Here is a 16,884-nt window from a genome sequence, read left to right as displayed (position 1 = left end):
CCGTTCCGTCGCCGAGCCGTCAGCCGGCGCTGCGCGCGAGGTAGTCCTGGAGCGTGACGGTGGCCGTGCCGGCCACCATGTCGTGGAGGCCACGGCCGTCCCGCCGGAAGACCAGTGGCGGGACCACCAGGCAGATCAGCACGCTGCGCGCGACCGCGCGGACCAGGTCGGGCGGTCGGGGCGTCCCGTCGGCCTGCACGACGCGCAGCCGCGTGGCGAGCTTGCCGAACGAGCCGCCCACGAAGGCGGTGAGCAGCGCGCTCTCGAGGACGAAGACCCCCATCGTCGCGATGCTCGCCGGGTTGCCCGGCAGGACGCCCGTCGCGACGAGCAGCTCCGCAACTCCGTAGCTGGCCAGCCAGTCGACGACGAGCGCGAGGATGCGGCGGCCCCACGTGGCGGTCTCGATCACTCCGCCAGCGTATCGACGGCGCTCCAGGGCCGGCGTGCCGGACATCTGTTACATGCCTGAAACAAACGGGATACGGTCGAGAAACTGCCCCTGCCTACGTTCGGGGCACCGGTGCAGCGACGCACCACGACCTGACCTGCACCACTGACCCGAATCACTTGCGGTCGGCCAGGAGCCGACCAAGGAGGGGACGCATGTTCGAGAACAGCGACGAGCTGCTGAAGTACATCAAGGACGAGGGCGTCGAGATGGTCGACGTCCGCTTCTGTGACCTGCCGGGCATCATGCAGCACTTCACGGTGCCGGTGTCGTCCTTCGACCAGTCCGTCTTCGACGACGGCCTGAACTTCGACGGCTCCTCCATCCGTGGCTTCCAGGCCATCAACGAGTCGGACATGGCCCTGTTCCCCGACCCGACCACGGCCTACGTCGACCCGTTCCGCAAGTCGAAGACGCTCAACATCAACTTCTTCATCCACGACCCGATCACGGGCGAGGCCTACTCCCGCGACCCGCGCAACATCGCGCGCAAGGCGCTGGCGCACCTCTCCTCGACCGGCATCGCGGACACGGCGTACTTCGCGCCCGAGGCCGAGTTCTACATCTTCGACAACGTCCGCTACTCCACCGACGTCAACGAGGGCTACTACCACATCGACTCCGTCGAGGGCTGGTGGAACTCGGGCAAGGAGGGCGAGGACAACCTCGGCTACAAGACCCGCCTCAAGGGCGGCTACTTCCCCGTCGAGCCCTACGACCACTACAGCGACCTGCGCGCCGACATGGTCAAGAACCTCGAGCTCTGCGGCCTGACCGTGGAGCGCGCCCACCACGAGGTCGGCACCGCGGGCCAGGCGGAGATCAACTACCGCTTCGACACGCTGCTCAAGGCCGCCGACGACGTGATGAAGTTCAAGTACCTCATCAAGAACACCGCGTGGGAGCAGGGCAAGTCCGTCACCTTCATGCCGAAGCCGATCTTCGGTGACAACGGCTCGGGCATGCACGTCCACCAGTCGCTGTGGCAGGACGGCGAGCCGCTGTTCTACGACGAGACCGGCTACGCCGGCCTCTCCGACACCGCCCGCCACTACATCGGCGGCATCCTCAAGCACGCCCCGGCCGTGCTGGCCTTCACCAACCCGACGGTGAACTCCTACCACCGCCTGGTCCCCGGCTTCGAGGCGCCGATCTCGCTCGTCTACTCCTCGCGCAACCGCTCGGCCTCGGTGCGGATCCCGATCACGGGTGCCAACCCGAAGGCCAAGCGCGTGGAGACCCGGTTCCCCGACCCGTCGGCGAACCCCTACCTCGCGTTCTCGGCGCTGATGCTCGCCGGCCTCGACGGCATCAAGAACAAGATCGAGCCGGCCGAGCCGATCGACAAGGACATCTACGAGCTCCCGCCGGACGAGATGGCCGAGATCGACCAGGTGCCGACCAGCCTCGGTGCCGTGCTCGACGCGCTCGAGGACGACCACGACTTCCTCACCGAGGGCAACGTGTTCACCCCCGACCTGATCGAGACCTGGGTCGACTTCAAGCGCACCGCCGAGATCGCCCCTGTGCAGCTGCGCCCGCACCCGCACGAGTTCGAGCTCTACTACGACATCTGACGGACAGGGTCGAAACAGGCCCTGACCCGAACAAGCGCGCGGCCCCCGCGGAGGAATCCCCCGGATTTCCACCATGGGGGCCGTTGCGCGTCCCCGGGCGATGGTCGGGGTGACTGCGCAACTGGCGGCTTTCCGGACCGACAGGGTCATGAACATCGACCTGTCGGTCCCGATCTGGACCATCGACCACGTCGCGGCTGCGCTCCACCTCGAGGTGGACACCGCCCGCGAGTACACCTACCGCGACGACGTCCTGACCTGGTTCGCCGCCCTGCCGACCTCCCGTCGGGCCGCCGGGCGCACGAGCACCAGCACCGTCGCCGTCCGCAGTGCGCAAGCTGGGGGCCGAGCAACGCCGCCCCGGACCTCCTGCCTTCGAGGGCGCCGCGGATGCTGTGGCGGCGAAATCAGGGCGTGAAGACGATCTTGATGACGCCCTCCTCCTTGGCGCGGAAGCGTTCGTAGGCAGCGGGTGCCTCGTCGAGCGGGAGCCGGTGGGTGACGAAGTCCTCGGTGCCCAGCGGATCCGCGTCGTCGAGCAGCAGCGGCATGATCGCGTCGGTCCAGGCGCGTACGTTGGCTTGCCCCATGCGCAGCTGCAGCTGCTTGTCGAACATCTGCATCAGCGGCATCGGGTCGGCAGCGCCGCCGTAGACACCGAGCAGGCTGACCGTGCCGCCGCGTCGCACCGCGTCGAGCGCGGTGTGCAGCGCGGCCAGCCGGTCGACGCCGGCCCTCTGCATCAGCGGCTGTCCAACCGCGTCGGGCAGCAGTGCGATGAACTTGTGCGCTGCTTCCGCCACGGGGTTGCCGTGTGCCTCCATGCCGACCGCGTCGATGACTACGTCGGCGCCCCGCCCAGCCGTGCGGGAGCGGACCTCCTCCCCCACGTCGTCGACCTGGGTGAGGTTGATCGTGCTGGCGCCCCGGGCAGCGACGCGGTCCAGGCGATCGGGCAGGTGGTCGACGACGATCACCCGGTGACCTCGGGAGATCGCGATGCGCGCGGCCATGTCACCGATCGGACCAGCCCCGAGCACGAGCAGCACGCCGTCGTCCGGCAGGCCGGCGTACTCCACGCCTTGCCACGCCGTGGGCAGGACGTCGGAGAGGAAGACGAACCGGTCGTCCGCCGGTCCCTCGGGGACCTTCATCGGCAGGAAGTCGGCGAAGGGGACGCGGAGCAGCTCGGCCTGCCCGCCCGGCACCGACCCGTAGAGACTGCTGAATCCGAACAAGCTGGCACCTGTCCCGGTGTCCCGGTTCTGCGTGGTCTCGCACTGGCTGTGCAGCCCCCGCGAGCACATCCAGCAGTCGCCGCAGCTGATGTTGAACGGCACGACGACGCGGTCGCCGACCGCCAGGTCCCGGACCTCAGCACCCACCTCCTCCACGACGCCCATCGGCTCGTGACCGACCACGTCGCCGGGCGTCATGAACGGCTTCAGCGGTTCGTACAGGTGCAGGTCCGAGCCGCAGAGACCGGTGGTGGTGATACGCACGATGGCGTCGGTCGGCTCCTGGATCGTTGGGTCGGCACCTCCTCGACGCTGACCTTGCGTGCGCCCTGCCAAGTGACTGCCTTCATCGTTGTCTCTCCTTCGTTGCTGGATCGTGGGCCCGGACGTGGTCAGCCGAGCGAGGCGGCGAACCGCTCCCACACCCGGTGGGCGGGCAGCAGCTCGGCCAGGTCGAGGAAGGTGGTGGTCAACCGTCCGTACCCGTGCCGAAGCGACCGATGCAGGTGCGCGGCCGCCAGTGCCGGTCGCCCACCAGCGAGGCCTCCGTGTCGGTCGCGCCCTCCGTCCGATGAGGGTCAGCTCGGGCGGACCACGGGGCGGCAGGACCGTCACGACCCCGTTGGACGAGTCGGAATCGGCCCTGACTCGACCGTGCGCCGTCGCGAGCGCAAGTTCGCCCTCGGGGGCGTGGTGCTCCGGGGTGGCCGTGACTACGTTCGGCACCCATGCAGAGTGCGTCCCTCACTCGAGCCGCCCGCTGGGTGGCCCGTCGCCGGCACGACTCCGTGATGTGGAACGACCTGATCCAGCTCGTGAAGTCTGTGGTTGCCGCGACGCTGGCGTGGGTGCTGGCCGCCCAGTGGCTCGGCCTCTCGCAGTCGTTCCTCGCCCCCTGGTCGGCGCTGCTTGTCGTCCACGCGACCGTCTACCGGTCGATGTCGCGCGGCGTCCGCCAGGTGGGTGCCACCGTCGTGGCCGTGCTGCTGGCCGCCGCTGTGGGGCAGCTCCTGGGTCTGGACGCCTGGGGACTCGCCGTGCTGCTGGCCGTGGCCATGCTGGTCGGGCGCATCCCGTGGTTCGGGCCCGAGTCCATCACCGTCACCACGACGGCCCTCATCGTCCTGACCACCGGATGGTCCGAGGACGCGAGGCTCGTCGCGCGCCTCCTCGACACCGGGATCGGGGTCGCCGTCGGGCTGGCGGTCAACGCCGTCGTGTGGCCACCGCTCCTGCGCCACACTGCGGTCTCGTCGATGCTTCGTCTCGACGAGGGGATCGGAACGTTGTTGCGAGACATGGGGACACGACTGGCCAGCGGCAGCGTCGAGGAGGAGGTCGAGGGATGGATCGAACGGTCCCGCGAACTCGAGGACAACATCGCCGAGGCATGGGCGCTGGTCCGTCAGAGCAGCGAGGCGGCCCGCTTCAATCCCCGTCGCCAGGCTCGCGAGGTGCGCGACCCGCAGCAGTGGTTCGCGCGACTCCGAAGGCGAGAGCAGGCGCTGGCCGAGGTGCGGAGCATGGCCCGGACCCTCGGCGTGGCCGGGCCGTCCGAGGCACCGTGGGCCGATCCGTTCGCCCGCACGTGGCCCGAGCTGCTGGTCGCCGCCGGTGAAGCTGTCCACGACGCCGATCCCGAGCGGATCGGCCGGGCGCGGGAGCGCCTCGAGCAGCTGATTGACGAGCTCGAGTCCGGCGGTATGCCCCCGCGCTGGCCGGTACACGGGGCGCTGATCATCAACCTGCGCAACGCCCTCGACGAGCTCGACGCCGTCACCGTCGTCGGCCGGCGACAGGGGTGATCAGCCGGTGAGAACGGGTGCCTCGGACGACGTGGAGGTGTGGGGCGACTCTGGTGAGGCCTCGAGGAGCCCGTGGCGGACCCCCCAGAGCACGGCCTGCGACCGCGAGGTGACGCCCATCTTGCGGTAGCCGCTGCGCACGTAGCTCTTCACGGAGTTGATGCTGAGGGAGAGCTCACGCGTGATGCTGGCATTGTCGAGTCCGAGAGTGATGAGGCGGATGACCTGCTCCTCCCGCGGCGTGAGCAGCTGGTCCTGCCCGGCTCGTCGCCGGAGGGGTGTCGTCACGCCGTACTCCACCACCTGCTCACCGCGGTGCACTGCCTCGAGTGCCGCTACGAGAGTCGGCGCGCTGACCGTCTTCGCGATCACGCCAGCTGCTCCGCAGGCGAGGAACTCGTTGACGAGGTCGGGACGTGGGTTCCAGGTGTAGACGACCATCCGACCGGCGAAACGGTGGGCCGGGAGGAGGGAGACGGACGCGGGCTCCTGCACACCGCTCGAGGGATCGTGCAGGGTGAGGTCGACATCGCGGAATGGTTCGCCGTCACGCTCGGGGGGCGTCACGACGACTCGCGCGGAGTAGGGCGCGAGCATCTCGTGAAAGCCGCGGGTCACGAGGTCGCACTCGTGGGCCAGAGCGAGCCTCAGAGGTGGGCGGGCCGTGGTCTGGTTCATGATCGTCCAGTACCCCGCTGGGCTGCGGTCATGCGGCCTTGTTGCTGCATCGGCCGTGTGGAAGGTTCGAGTCATGGCAGGTGACCTGGCAGCAGTCCTCGCGGAGGCAGCGCGCGTCCTGCAGTCCGAGCAAGGTGAGCGGGCGACCATGCAACGGACCCTCGAGCTCGCGGTCGCACTGGTCCCGTCCTGCGAGGAGGCCGGGATCTCGGTGGTCGTGCGCGGCCAGTTCGACAGCCCCGCGGTCAGCAGTGAGGTCGTGGCGGCGGTCGATCGCCTGCAGGCGGAGTACGGCGAGGGACCGTGCATCGACGCGATCCTCGAGCAGCGTCTCGTCTACGGCTCCGACCTCGCCGCGGACGCGCGCTGGCGCTTGTGGGGTCCAGCCGTGGTCAGCGAGTTCGGCATCCGCAGCATGCTGTGCTTCCGGCTCTTCACCGCCGAGGACGTGGTGGGTGCCCTCAATCTCTACTCCTCGCAGCCGAACGCCTTCGACACCGTCGACCGCGACCACGGCGTCGCTCTGGCCGCCCATGCTGCCGTTGCGGTCGTCTGCGCCCAGCACGCCGACCAGATGCGGGTGGCCCTCGACTCCCGCACCGTGACCGCCCAGGCCACCGGGATCCTGATGGAGCGGCACGGGCTTCCCGCCGACACCGCGTTCGACGTGCTCCGGCGGGTTTCCTCCCAGACCAACCGCAAGCTGCGCGACGTCGCCCAGGAGCTGGTCATGTCCGGTCACGTGTCGGCCGGCGACAGGACGTTGCTCTGAGCCACACGCGGCGGCGCGGAGGCCAGGTGGCTGCAGCCTCCGCGCCTGGCCTCGAACGGCGGGGCCCCACCCTCCGCGACCTGCCTCCAGTAGAGGTCATGCGGAGCCACAGGTCCACCACGCGGACCCCTCGCCGCCGCATGACCCCGTGAGACACGGGTACGGGCAAGCCGGACCGAAGGGGCGACCGGGGGAACCGTCTCGGGTCTGGCTGGCGGCGCGATCCGTCGTGCACGACCGCCCCCGTTTCGCCCCCAGGGAGGGGGCGCGGAGGTCGCGAACCGTCCTACGTTCGTAGACCGCCGGTGAGCCGACAACCCGAGGAGTGGGATGAGCACGACCGGACAGGACCACGATGTCGACCGTCGCAAGCGGTTCCGGCCCCTGAGCGAGGACGCGGCCATGCCTCGGCCCACAGCGTGCACCGTCGAGGTCGACGGGAGACCCGTGGACGCGGAGGCCGGGCGCCCCCTGATCGAGGCCCTGTCCCCGCACGACCAGCCCGGGGAGTTCCCCCGTGCCTGCTACCACCCCGCGCTGGGTCCGCTGCAGACGTGTGACACGTGCGTCGTCGAGGTCGATGGCGAGCTGGTGCGAGCCTGCGTCACCGACACGGAGGACGGTCTCAGCGTCGGGCTGGGAGGACGCGCTGCCGAGGCTCGCGAGTCCGCCGCCCAGCTGCTCTTGCGCAACCACGTCCTCTACTGCACGGTCTGCGATCACAACGACGGCTCCTGCACCCTCAAGAAGAGCATCGAATCCTCCGGGCTGACCCACGAGCGCATTCCCTTCCGCTCCAAGCCCTACGAGGTGGACGACAGCCACCCCTTCTACCGCTACGACCCCGACCAGTGCATCCTGTGCGGTCGGTGCGTCGAGGCCTGCCAGGACGTGCAGGTCACCGAGACGCTGTCGATCGACTGGGAGGCCGAGGACCCGCGTGTGCTGTGGGACGGCGGCGCTCCCATCGGCGAGTCGTCGTGCGTGGGCTGCGGCCACTGCGTGACCGTCTGCCCCTGCAACGCCCTCATGGAGAAGACCATGGTCGGCCGGGCGGGCCTCTTCACCGACTGGCCAGAGGACATCTGGCACGCCTCCATCGACCTCGTGAAGGCCGTCGAGCCCACGACCGGCTACGCCCCCCTCTACGCCCTCTCGGACGCCGAGGCGACCGCACGCCAGGCGGCCACGGAGCGGACCAAGACCGTCTGCACCTACTGCGGCGTCGGCTGCTCCTTCGACGTCGAGACCCGCGGCCGGGAGATCCTGCGCATCCAGCCCCAGTACGAGGCCCCGGCGAACTCCATCTCCACCTGCGTCAAGGGCAAGTTCGGCTGGGACTTCGTCAACGCCGAGGACCGCCTCACGCGCCCGCTCGTACGCCGGGGCGCGCGCTTCGTCGAGGTGTCGTGGGAGGAGGCCCTCGACGAGATCGCGCGCCGGCTGACCGGGATCATCGACGAGGACGGGCCGGACGCCGTCGCCGTCATCGGCTCGTCCAAGGCCACCAACGAGGAGTCCTACCTCACCCAGAAGCTGGCCCGGCAGGTGCTCGGCACCCACAACACCGACAACTGCTCGCGCTACTGCCAGGCACCGGCGACCGAGGGGCTGTGGCGCACCGTTGGCTACGGCGGAGACGCCGGGTCGATCAGCGACATGGAGCGGGCCGCGCTCGCCCTCGTCGTCGGCTCCAACACCTCCGAGTCCCACCCCGTCATCGCCGCCCGGCTCAGGCGCGCCCAGAAGCTCAACGGGCAGCAGCACATCGTGGCCGACCTGCGAGAGCACGAGATGGCCGCGCGCGCCGACGTCTTCCTCCGTCCGAAGCCGGGCACCGACCTGGTGTGGCTCTCGGCAGTGACCCGCCACATCCTCGAGCAGGGCTGGGCCGACGACGAGTTCCTCGCCGAGCGCGTCAACGGGCTCGAGGACTACCGCGCGTCCCTCGAGCCGTTCACGCTCGACTACGCCGAGGAGCGGTGCGGCATTCCCGCGCACACGCTGCGTGACGTGGCGGAGCGGGTCTCCCACGCCGACAGTGTTGTCGGTCTCTGGGCGATGGGCGTGACCCAGCACCACATGGGGTCGGACACCTCAACGGCGGTCTCGAACCTGCTCCTCGTCACCGGCAACTATGGTCGGCCGGGCACCGGCGCCTACCCGCTGCGTGGCCACAACAACGTCCAGGGGTGCAGCGACTTCGGCACCATCAACTCCTTCTACCCCGGCTACCAGCCCGTCGAGGACGAGGCGGTGCGCGACAAGTTCGCCGCGGCGTGGGGACGCGAGCTGCCGCTGGAGCCGGGCCTCGACAACCACGAGATGGTCGACGCCGCCTACGACGGCTCGCTGCGGGCGCTCGTCGTCGTCGGCGAGGAGCTGTCGCTCGTCGACGCCAACGTCCACTACGTGCAAGAGGCACTCGAGCGACTCGACTTCATGGTCGTCTCGGAGCTCTTCTTCTCCCGCACGTGCGAGTTCGCCGACGTGATCCTGCCGGCGGCGGCGTCGCTCGAGAAGGATGGCACCTTCACCAACACCGAGCGACGCATCCAGCGGCTCAACCGGGCGATGGCACCCGTCGGCGACGCGCGCCCTGACTGGGAGATCCTGCAGGGGATCGCGGCCCACATGGGTCACCAGTGGGGCTTCACCCACCCCAGCCAGATCATGGACGAGATCGCCGACCTCACGCCTCTGTTCGCCGGTGTGCGCTACCACCGGCTCGAGGGCTACAACTCGCTGCAGTGGCCGGTGGCGGAGGACGGTTCCGACACCCCCCTGCTCTACAGCGAGTCCTTCCACTTCGACGACGGTCGTGCCCGGTTGTACCCGCTGGGGTTCCGGGAGCCGCAGGACCAGCCCAGCGAGGAGTACCCGCTCCACGTGAACAACGGCCGAAGCCTGGAGCACTTCCACGAGGGCAACCTCACCCTGCGCTCCGCCGGCCTGACCCATCTCGTGCCGGACACCTGGGCCGAGATGACGCGCCGCACCGCCGAGAAGCATGGCGGGCTGGCCACCGGCGACTGGGTCCGGCTGATCTCGCCGCACGGCGAGGCCACCGTGCGGGTGCTTCTCTCCGAAGAGGTCGCCGACGAGGAGCTCTGGGTCCCGATGCAGGCAGCCGAGATCAACCTGATGACCTCGAACGTGGTCGACCCGGACTCCCACACGCCCGCCTACAAGGAGATCGCCGTGCGGATCGAACGCACGGACGGTCCCCAGGAGCGGCGCGGCGGCGAGCGCAAGGGTGCCGACCGCGCCCGCAAGGGCGCCCGCGACGCGAAGGGCGACCCACACGGTGCCCCCATCCCCCGCCACCACCACCGCTACGGCAACCCCACCCCGCAGCTCGGCGTGCAGGTCGAGCGCAAGTGGGCGCGCGACGACTACCAGGACCCGCTGAACCACGGGAGGAGCAACGACTGATGGCCCACTCGCTCGGATACACGCCGCCCACGCCGCCGGACACCGCCGCCCGCGACGACCTCGACGACCTGGTGGCTGCCCTCCATGAGAGCGGCCTCCTCCGAGCGGCCGCAGGTGGCGCGCGGTCCTACCCGCGGCTGCTCGGTGCGCTGCTCGACACGGTCGACGCCGACACCGTCCGCGCTCTCATCGCGCTCACGGGTGCGGCGCGCGGCCTCGATCCCGACCGTGCGGAGGAGGTCGCCACCGGCGTACGCCGCGCGCGGGACGCGGCTGCCACGGCCGCTGCGTCGCGGGAGCCGGAGGGGGTGCGCGCCCTGTTCCGCCGCCTGCGCGACCCCGACACCCGGCGCGGTCTCTCCGCCGCCCTTGCCGCCCTGGCTGCGCTCGGCTCGGCGCTGGGGACGAGCGCGGACGACCGGGGAGACGCATGACCGACACCGCTGTGGCACGACCGGACAGAGCCGAACCGGCGCGGCGCCTGACTCGTTTCGGACACCTGACGATCGAGTACGACGAGCGCGTCCTGCGACCGCGGTCGTGGACGGCACGTCAGTCGGTGTGGGCGGCGGATCTGCTCCAGGAGGCGCCCCCGGGTCCAGTGCTCGAGCTGTGCTGCGGGGCCGGCCACATCGGTCTGCTCGCGGTGGCGGCCTCGGAGCGCCGGCTGGTGTGCCTGGACACCGACCCCGTCGCCTGTGGCTTCGCCGGTCTCAACGCCCGGCGCGCAGGGATCTCCGGTCGGGTCGACGTGGTCGAGGCGGACCTCGACTCGCTGATGCCGCTCGACCAGCGGTTCGCGATGGTTCTCGCAGACCCGCCCTACCTGCGATCGGCCGACACCCGGCGCTTCCCCGACGACCCGTTGTCTGCGATCGACGGCGGACCCGACGGGATGCGCCTGGTGTGGCCTTGTCTCGACGTGGTGCGCGAGTGGCTGCTGCCCGAGGGCTCGGCCCTGCTCCAGCTCCACAGTGCCGAGCAGGCCCGACGGGTGTCCGATGCGCTGGACGCGGACGGCGACCTCTCCGTCCTCGAGTGGCGCAGCCTCGGCCGGGGGGTCGTGGCGCGCATCGGCCGCCCTTGACCGCTCACGGACGACGGTCGCGCGGGAACTGCTGGTGGGTGCCGTCACACCACGGCGGTGCTCCGGTGGCGCCGCAGCGGCAGACCGCGCTGACCGATCGACTCGTCCGGTGCCGCTTCCCGTCGGCGTCCTCGACGACGTGGTCACCGCGTAGCAGGAGCGGTCCGCCCGGGCAGACGATGACGTCCGGGTGCTCCTCCTCACTCACGCCGGGACCCCTGGGTCTGCTCGCTGCTCCCCCTGCCAGTCACCGAGCATGCGCGCGGCGTACCTGGCCTCGAGGTCGAGGCAGGTGAACGCACCCAGGAACACGTCGTCCCGCAGGTCAGGCTCCTCGGCGACGAGGCTGCCGCAGACCAGCCGGCAGGCGAGCTGGTCGTGCACGGCGTCCGCCATGACGTGCTCGTCGTAGTAGCCGGCGATCTCCTCGGGGAGCCCGAGGCGTCGCAGACCCAGCGCGATCCTGCGGGACGGCAGGCTGCTGGTGGCCTCGAAGGCGGCCAGGTGGCCGACCGCCGCGCCCCGCCACCGCCGGTGCAGGCCGAACAGGGACATGGCATTGTTCTGCTCCAGGACCTCCGTCGGCGCCTCGCCGACGTAGGTGCCGGGGGTCTCGTCCAGGCCGACCGCGCGGAGCCCTCGGGCGAAGAGGTGGGAGTGGAGGCGACGCGGATCTCCCCCGCCGTACTCGTCGAAGGCCAGCTCGAGGAGAGCCGCTTTCGGGCGGGCGGGCAGCCGGGGTACGACCCACGCGGTGGGGTCGAACTCCCGCAGGTGGTAGAGCGAGCGATGGCGCAGCAGCTCGAGCACCTGGTCGAGGGTCGCCGTGCGCTGGACGTAGGACGACAGCGACGCTCCCTCGAAGGCCGCGGTCAGCTCGAAGAGCTCCTCGCCGACGTCGCCCGGCGGTGCCGGGCCGACGAAGCGGTCGCGCAGGCGTTGCTCCCACGGGCCTTCGAGCCGTCGTCGCAGCCCGAGCAGCGACGGGTCCCACTCCAGAACCTCGTCGACCTCCGCCAGCTCGCGGTGGTGGAGCGCGTACAGGAGCCAGAGCGCCAGCTGCTCGTCATCTGGTCCGTCGGGACCCGCGACCGGGTCGACGGCCTCCGGCGGAGCCCCGTCGAGCACCTGGAGCACCGCCCCGCTCGCCGCGCCCCGGGCCCGGGGCAACACCGACGTCACTCGGGGGCGGGGTAGCCGTCGGCGCGCAGGAGCCGGGCCAGGTGGGCCGCGTTGGAGGCCGTGGTGGCGATGGTGCTGGCCACGAACTCGGGGGTCTCGTCGTGGTCGATGTAGTCCACCGAGCCCATCGCCTCGCCGACCCAGTAGGCGCCGGCGTTCGCTGCGACGGAGAACCCCACGTCGTTCAGCCCCTGCAGGCACTCGGCGATCGTGTGGTGCGCCCCGTCCTCGTTGCCGACGACCCCGACCACGGCGACCTTGTCGCTCATCGACATCCGGCCGCGGTCGTCGGTCTCGGCGATCTCCGCGTCGAGGCGCTCGAGCACCATCTTGCACACCGATGAAGGCTGACCAAGCCAGATGGGCGTGGAGATCACCAGGATGTCGGCCTCCAACAAGCGGTCCCGGAGGGCCGGCCAGCCGTCACCGTCCCCCTCGTCGGTGGTCACCCCGAAGCGCACGGCGTGGTCGACGACGCGCACCTCGTCGCCACTGACCCCATGAGCCGCCAGCGCATCCAACAGGTGCGTGGCCATGAGGGCGGAGCTGGAGTCGGCGGGCGACGGCTTGAGGGTGCAGACGAGCGCGAGTGCCCGAAGGTCAGGGATCGAGTCCATGTCTCCGTCGTACCCGGTCGCGGCGTGGCTCACGACCACCCTCACGGGTGCTGCACCTGGTAGATCAGCGCGCTGGCCACCTCGGCAAGCCGGACGTTGGAGTCGTTGGACAACCGGACCAGCTCGGCGAAGGCGGCCTCGGCCGTCACGCCGTGGCGACCCATGAGGATGCCCTTGGCCTGGTCGATGGTCGCTCTCGAGGTCAACGCCTCGCGCAGCTGCTCGGCCTCGCGCAGGGTTTCCCCCCACGAGCGCAGCGCCCACACGACCGCCTGCACCACCGGGGTCAGCAGGTCCTCCTCCCCTGCTCCCTGCTCGCGGAGCACCTCGCGGAAGGCGCGCAGCACCTGGTGGGTCTCGTCGGGGACGCGGACCTCCTCGGCGCGTACGACGATGCCTGCGACCTCGCCGGCCGCCCACACGGGCGCGTTGACGGGCAGCCAGGTCCGCGGGAGGAAGCGATCCGGCGAAGCGACGTCGGGGATGTCGTAGCGCTGGAGCACCAGGTGGTGGGGATGCCGGTGGCGGAGTACCCGTTCGAAGGACGCTTCCATGCTCCGGCGCCCGTCGTCACCCTCCTCGGCGCCGGGATTGGCGGGATAGGCGTCGAAGGCGTCGCGTGACACGAGAGCGGCCTCGGGGAAGCCCATCACCTGCTCGTGGGCGCGGTTGACGGCGCGGATGACGAGGTCGCGGTCGAGCACCAGCAGCGGGACGGGGTCCTCGCGGAACTCCTCGTCGTGGCGCCACCGGGTGAGGTCTGCAGGGCCGATCACTTCCACTCTCTCTCAGGAGAACGGGGACACGGGCTCGCTGCTGAACCGGGCAATATCCAAGCACGTCGACCGACGCCGTCCCGACACCGACCCGGGCGGTCCACCCTTGAGTGGGTAGTCACTCAAGGGGACCGCAGCGGGCGATCCCGGGCGCGCACCGTCTCCACGACCGGGCGAGCGGCATGGGCCTGCCGCGGCTACGGCCGCGGGTGGGTGCGACACCCGATCGCGAGATCGGTCACGCCGCTCCCGAGACACCCTCCAGCTCGCCACGCAGGCGCGCCAGGAGGGCCGACATGAGCCGGGACACCTGGGTCTGGGTCACGCCCAGTGCAGCGCCGATCTCGCGCTGGGTGGCGCCGTCCACGAAGCGCATGTGGAGCATCAGCCGCTCGCGGTCGTCGAGCCCGGACACCAGCGGGGTCAGGGTCACCCGTGCCTCGACCCGGGCGTAGCCGGGGTCGGCGCCGCCCAGCCGTTGGGCCAATGCAGTCGCCTGGCCGTCGTCGTCCTCCTCGGCGTCCAGCGAGCTCGGGGAGAAGCAGCCGTTGGCCGCCATGGCGCGGCCGACCGCCCCTTGGTCCTCGGCAAGGTGGGCTGCGATCTCCGAGAGCTCCGGGGAACGTCCGAGCTCGTGGGCGAGCTCGGAACGGGCCCGCGTGATCCGGGCCTGCAGCTCCTGGATCGATCGCGGGGGACGGACCATCCATCCCGCGTCCCGGAACCAGCGGCGGACCTCGCCCCGTACGGTGGGAACGGCGTATCCCAGGAAGACGGTGCCTCGCGCGGGGTCGAATCGGCGAACGGCCTTGACCAGGCCGAGGTAGGCGACCTGATGGAGGTCATCTGAGGCGACACCGCGGCCCTCGTACCGGTGTGCCACGTCGCGCGCGACTCCCATGTTGAGGCAGACCAGCCGCTCCTGGACCTCTTGCCGGCGGGGCCTGCTGCACCGGGCGGCCAGCTCGTCGAAGAGGCACGCGGTCTCTGCGTTGCGCTCGGACGGGGTGAGATCAGGGGTGGAGCTTTCGAGATCGTTGCGTGGGAGGGTCACAACAACCACCTCCTCGCGAAAGTGGACGGTCGCAGCGCATGGCTCGGCCACGTCCTTCCACGCAATCATCGTTGCGCTCGTCTCGCAACCACCCGTCCCGGTGACGACATGCGCCGGCCGAGGCGGGGTACGGGCGCAGGGGCGGCGGCTCGGCGCCGGCCTCCCAGTCCGGCCGGGAGGGTTCAGCAGCGAGCCCTCCCGGTCCTCAGGACCGGCGTAGCCGACCCAGGCGGGCGTGGGCTAGCGCAGCGCGAGCCGCGTTGCTCCCCGGTGCCCCGTGGACGCCGCCGCCCGGGTGCGCCGAGGCCGAGGCGAGAAACAGACCTCGCACGGGTGTCTCGGCACGGCCGAGGCCCGGCACGGGACGGAAGACGAGCTGCTGGTGAAGCTGTGCGGTGCCGCCGTTGATCGCGCCTCCCTCGAGGTTCGCGTTCCGCGCCTCGAGCTCGCGGGGCCCGAGCACCCGCCGGCCGGCCACACGGGCGGAGAACCCCGGCGCCAAGCGCTCGAGACGCGCTTGGACCCGGTCGGCCATGCGCTCGAGGTCGTCGGCGTCCCACCGGCCCCGGATTCCGCCGTCCCCGGCGTCGGCGACCACGCGCTGCGGCACGTGGGTGTACGCCCAGGCCGACTCGGTCCCGACCGGCGACCGTGAGGCGTCAGAGGTGGTCATCTGGCCGGCGAGCAGGAACGGATGCTCGGGGACCCGGCCGGCAGCCACCTGGCTCCACGCCAGGGTCATCTCCTCGACGGAGTCGGCGACGTGGACGGTGCCCGGTGAGCACGCGGGCGTCGACTGCCACGGGACGGGACCGTCGAGCGCCCAGTCGACCTTGACCGTCGCCGCATCGAGGCGGAAGCGGCTCATGGCGTCGAGGGTGCGCTGCGGGAGCGCGGCCGGCGGCACCAGCCCGCCGTAGAGCTTGGTGGCGACGACGTCGGCCACGACGGCCCGGCTCGCGTCGTGACGTTCACCGTCGCGGGTCCTCACGCCCGTGGCGCGGCGCGCCTCCACCACCACTTCCGTCACCTCGGCGTCGCAGCGGATCTCGCCACCCAAGGCCCGGAGCCGCCGTGCCAGCGACTGCGTGAGCTCGCCCGAGCCCCCGACCGGCACCGGGAAGCCGACCGTCTGGCCGAGCATCGTCATGAGCAACGCCATCGCCCCGGACCCGGCCGCGTCCAGGGGGATGTCGGCGTGCCCGGCGTTGCCGGCGAGAAGCAGCCGGGGCAGGTCACCGCGGAAGCGGGAGTCGCCGAGCACCAGGGCCGGCGTCAGGAGCGTCCTCACGAAGTCGAGACCGCCTGCCCGGCGCAGCCGGAGGGCCAGCCCCGCACCGTGCTTCAGCGGGGGGAAGGGGGTGAGCAGGGCGCCGATCAGGGACGGGGCGACGCGGTCCCACCGATCGCACAGGTCGAGCCACGCCTCGCCGTCCCCCGGCATGTCCTCGTCGAGGAGCCGTGCCGTGGTGTCTCGGTCGCGGTGGAGCAGGGCCCACCGACCGTCCGGGAGGGGGTGCCCCAGCACGGCGGGTGCGTGGGACCAGCGCAGGCCGTGTTCCTCCAGCGCCAGGTCCCGGATCGTCGGTGAAGCGGCGGCGAGCGGGTAGAAGGAGCTGAAGACGTCGTGCACGAAGTCCGGGTGGAGGCCGCGGTCCCAGCGCACGGCGCCGCCGATGTCGGGCTGGGCCTCGAGCACCAGCACCGACCAGCCCCGGTCGGCCAGCAGGTTGGCCGCGACCAGGCCGTTGGGCCCGGCGCCGACGACCACGGCGTCGTGGGTCACCTGGCGCGGCCCTCCGCCAGGAGGACCAGGCGGCGCAGGGACTCGCGGTTGCGGACGTGGATCAGCGGTCGACGCGCGAGTGCCGGCATGAGCCTGCCCGGCCCGCGCACGGCGTCCTCCTCAAGATCGATGCGGGTGCCCTCTCCCTCGTCCGCCAGGGTCACCACGACCTCGGCCTCGCCGGCTGGCCAGCCTCGGGCGCGGAGGACCAGGCTCTCCCGCGGTTGCGACTCGAGCACCTCCGTGGTGTCGTCGGTCACGGCAGGCCACACTCCTGCGGAGTGGTGGAGGCGGGCGCCCGGCTCGGGCCAGTGCCCGTCGACGTCCCTCATCCGGGTCGCCCCGACCACCCACAGGGGGTAGAGCCAGCCGTCGCTGAGCACCCTCCACACCTGGTCGCGGCTGGCCCGCGTCGTCATCGTCACG

At 71.1% G+C, this 16,884-nt stretch carries 17 protein-coding genes; 7 read left to right on the top strand and 10 right to left on the bottom strand.

Annotation, left to right across the window (positions count from 1 at the left end; genetic code table 11):
• Positions 1 to 19 precede the first annotated feature (19 nt).
• The gene (locus ABD091_RS18255) at positions 20 to 412 is read right to left on the bottom strand and encodes an RDD family protein (RefSeq protein WP_343921284.1); all 393 of its coding nucleotides are present in this window, start codon (positions 410 to 412) and stop codon (positions 20 to 22) included.
• Positions 413 to 606: 194 nt separating this feature from the next.
• Between ABD091_RS18255 and glnA the strand changes: the two genes are divergently transcribed.
• Entirely contained in the window at positions 607 to 2,028 is a 1,422-nt protein-coding gene (gene glnA / locus ABD091_RS18250; RefSeq protein WP_343921282.1) for a type I glutamate--ammonia ligase, read from the top strand.
• A gap of 109 nt (positions 2,029 to 2,137) precedes the next feature.
• Positions 2,138 to 2,446, top strand: a complete 309-nt coding sequence (locus tag ABD091_RS18245; RefSeq protein WP_343921280.1) for a hypothetical protein — start codon at positions 2,138 to 2,140, stop codon at positions 2,444 to 2,446.
• Here the strand turns inward: ABD091_RS18245 and ABD091_RS18240 are convergent.
• A complete protein-coding gene (locus ABD091_RS18240; RefSeq protein WP_343921278.1) occupies positions 2,436 to 3,530 on the bottom strand; it encodes an alcohol dehydrogenase catalytic domain-containing protein in 1,095 nt (364 codons plus the stop codon). The two genes, ABD091_RS18245 and ABD091_RS18240, sit on opposite strands and share 11 nt — an antisense overlap.
• A gap of 464 nt (positions 3,531 to 3,994) precedes the next feature.
• On the opposite strand from ABD091_RS18240, the gene ABD091_RS18235 reads away from it, so the two are divergent.
• Positions 3,995 to 5,071: an FUSC family protein gene (locus ABD091_RS18235; RefSeq protein ID WP_343921276.1), complete on the top strand. Its 1,077-nt coding sequence runs from the start codon at positions 3,995 to 3,997 to the stop codon at positions 5,069 to 5,071.
• On the opposite strand, the gene ABD091_RS18230 is transcribed toward ABD091_RS18235, so the two are convergent.
• Positions 5,072 to 5,749: a response regulator transcription factor gene (locus tag ABD091_RS18230; RefSeq protein WP_343921274.1), complete on the bottom strand. Its 678-nt coding sequence runs from the start codon at positions 5,747 to 5,749 to the stop codon at positions 5,072 to 5,074. It lies immediately after the preceding gene.
• 73 nt (positions 5,750 to 5,822) lie between these two features.
• On the opposite strand from ABD091_RS18230, the gene ABD091_RS18225 reads away from it, so the two are divergent.
• The 4 genes from ABD091_RS18225 to ABD091_RS18210 all read left to right on the top strand — a co-directional run bounded on the left by ABD091_RS18225 (position 5,823) and on the right by ABD091_RS18210 (position 11,043).
• Complete coding sequence (locus tag ABD091_RS18225) at positions 5,823 to 6,521, top strand: GAF and ANTAR domain-containing protein (RefSeq protein ID WP_343921272.1); 699 nt, start codon at positions 5,823 to 5,825, stop codon at positions 6,519 to 6,521.
• Positions 6,522 to 6,923: 402 nt separating this feature from the next.
• Positions 6,924 to 9,956 carry a formate dehydrogenase subunit alpha gene (gene fdhF / locus ABD091_RS18220; protein WP_343921270.1) on the top strand — a complete coding sequence of 1,011 codons (3,033 nt, stop codon included), beginning with the start codon at positions 6,924 to 6,926 and terminating at the stop codon, positions 9,954 to 9,956.
• Positions 9,956 to 10,390, top strand: a complete 435-nt coding sequence (locus tag ABD091_RS18215) for a DUF1641 domain-containing protein (protein ID WP_343921268.1) — start codon at positions 9,956 to 9,958, stop codon at positions 10,388 to 10,390. The genes fdhF and ABD091_RS18215 overlap by 1 nt, the downstream gene beginning before the upstream one ends.
• A complete protein-coding gene (locus ABD091_RS18210; protein WP_343921266.1) occupies positions 10,387 to 11,043 on the top strand; it encodes a methyltransferase in 657 nt (218 codons plus the stop codon). Before ABD091_RS18215 ends, ABD091_RS18210 begins: the two co-directional genes overlap by 4 nt.
• 4 nt (positions 11,044 to 11,047) lie before the next feature.
• On the opposite strand, the gene ABD091_RS18205 is transcribed toward ABD091_RS18210, so the two are convergent.
• The 7 genes from ABD091_RS18205 to ABD091_RS18175 form a co-directional block, all read right to left on the bottom strand.
• The gene (locus ABD091_RS18205; RefSeq protein ID WP_343921264.1) at positions 11,048 to 11,251 is read right to left on the bottom strand and encodes a CDGSH iron-sulfur domain-containing protein; all 204 of its coding nucleotides are present in this window, start codon (positions 11,249 to 11,251) and stop codon (positions 11,048 to 11,050) included.
• Positions 11,248 to 12,216, bottom strand: coding sequence for an iron-containing redox enzyme family protein (locus ABD091_RS18200; RefSeq protein ID WP_343921262.1), 969 nt, complete (start codon positions 12,214 to 12,216; stop codon positions 11,248 to 11,250). The genes ABD091_RS18205 and ABD091_RS18200 overlap by 4 nt, the downstream gene beginning before the upstream one ends.
• 5 nt (positions 12,217 to 12,221) lie before the next feature.
• Positions 12,222 to 12,842, bottom strand: a complete 621-nt coding sequence (locus ABD091_RS18195; RefSeq protein WP_343921260.1) for a flavodoxin family protein — start codon at positions 12,840 to 12,842, stop codon at positions 12,222 to 12,224.
• Between the two features lie 41 nt (positions 12,843 to 12,883).
• Positions 12,884 to 13,618, bottom strand: a complete 735-nt coding sequence (locus ABD091_RS18190; protein ID WP_343921258.1) for an ANTAR domain-containing protein — start codon at positions 13,616 to 13,618, stop codon at positions 12,884 to 12,886.
• Positions 13,619 to 13,856: 238 nt separating this feature from the next.
• Positions 13,857 to 14,672, bottom strand: coding sequence for a sigma-70 family RNA polymerase sigma factor (locus ABD091_RS18185; RefSeq protein WP_343921256.1), 816 nt, complete (start codon positions 14,670 to 14,672; stop codon positions 13,857 to 13,859).
• A gap of 205 nt (positions 14,673 to 14,877) precedes the next feature.
• Complete coding sequence (locus ABD091_RS18180) at positions 14,878 to 16,458, bottom strand: phytoene desaturase family protein (RefSeq protein ID WP_343921254.1); 1,581 nt, start codon at positions 16,456 to 16,458, stop codon at positions 14,878 to 14,880.
• Complete coding sequence (locus ABD091_RS18175; RefSeq protein WP_343921252.1) at positions 16,455 to 16,877, bottom strand: SRPBCC family protein; 423 nt, start codon at positions 16,875 to 16,877, stop codon at positions 16,455 to 16,457. The genes ABD091_RS18180 and ABD091_RS18175 overlap by 4 nt, the downstream gene beginning before the upstream one ends.
• Positions 16,878 to 16,884: the final 7 nt, after the last annotated feature.

Origin of the sequence: Nocardioides aestuarii (assembly GCF_039527245.1) — a bacterium.
Classification (GTDB): domain Bacteria; phylum Actinomycetota; class Actinomycetes; order Propionibacteriales; family Nocardioidaceae; genus Nocardioides; species Nocardioides aestuarii.
The sequence above is the reverse complement of the archived record's forward strand: the minus strand, read 5'-3'. Positions and strand labels throughout refer to the sequence as shown.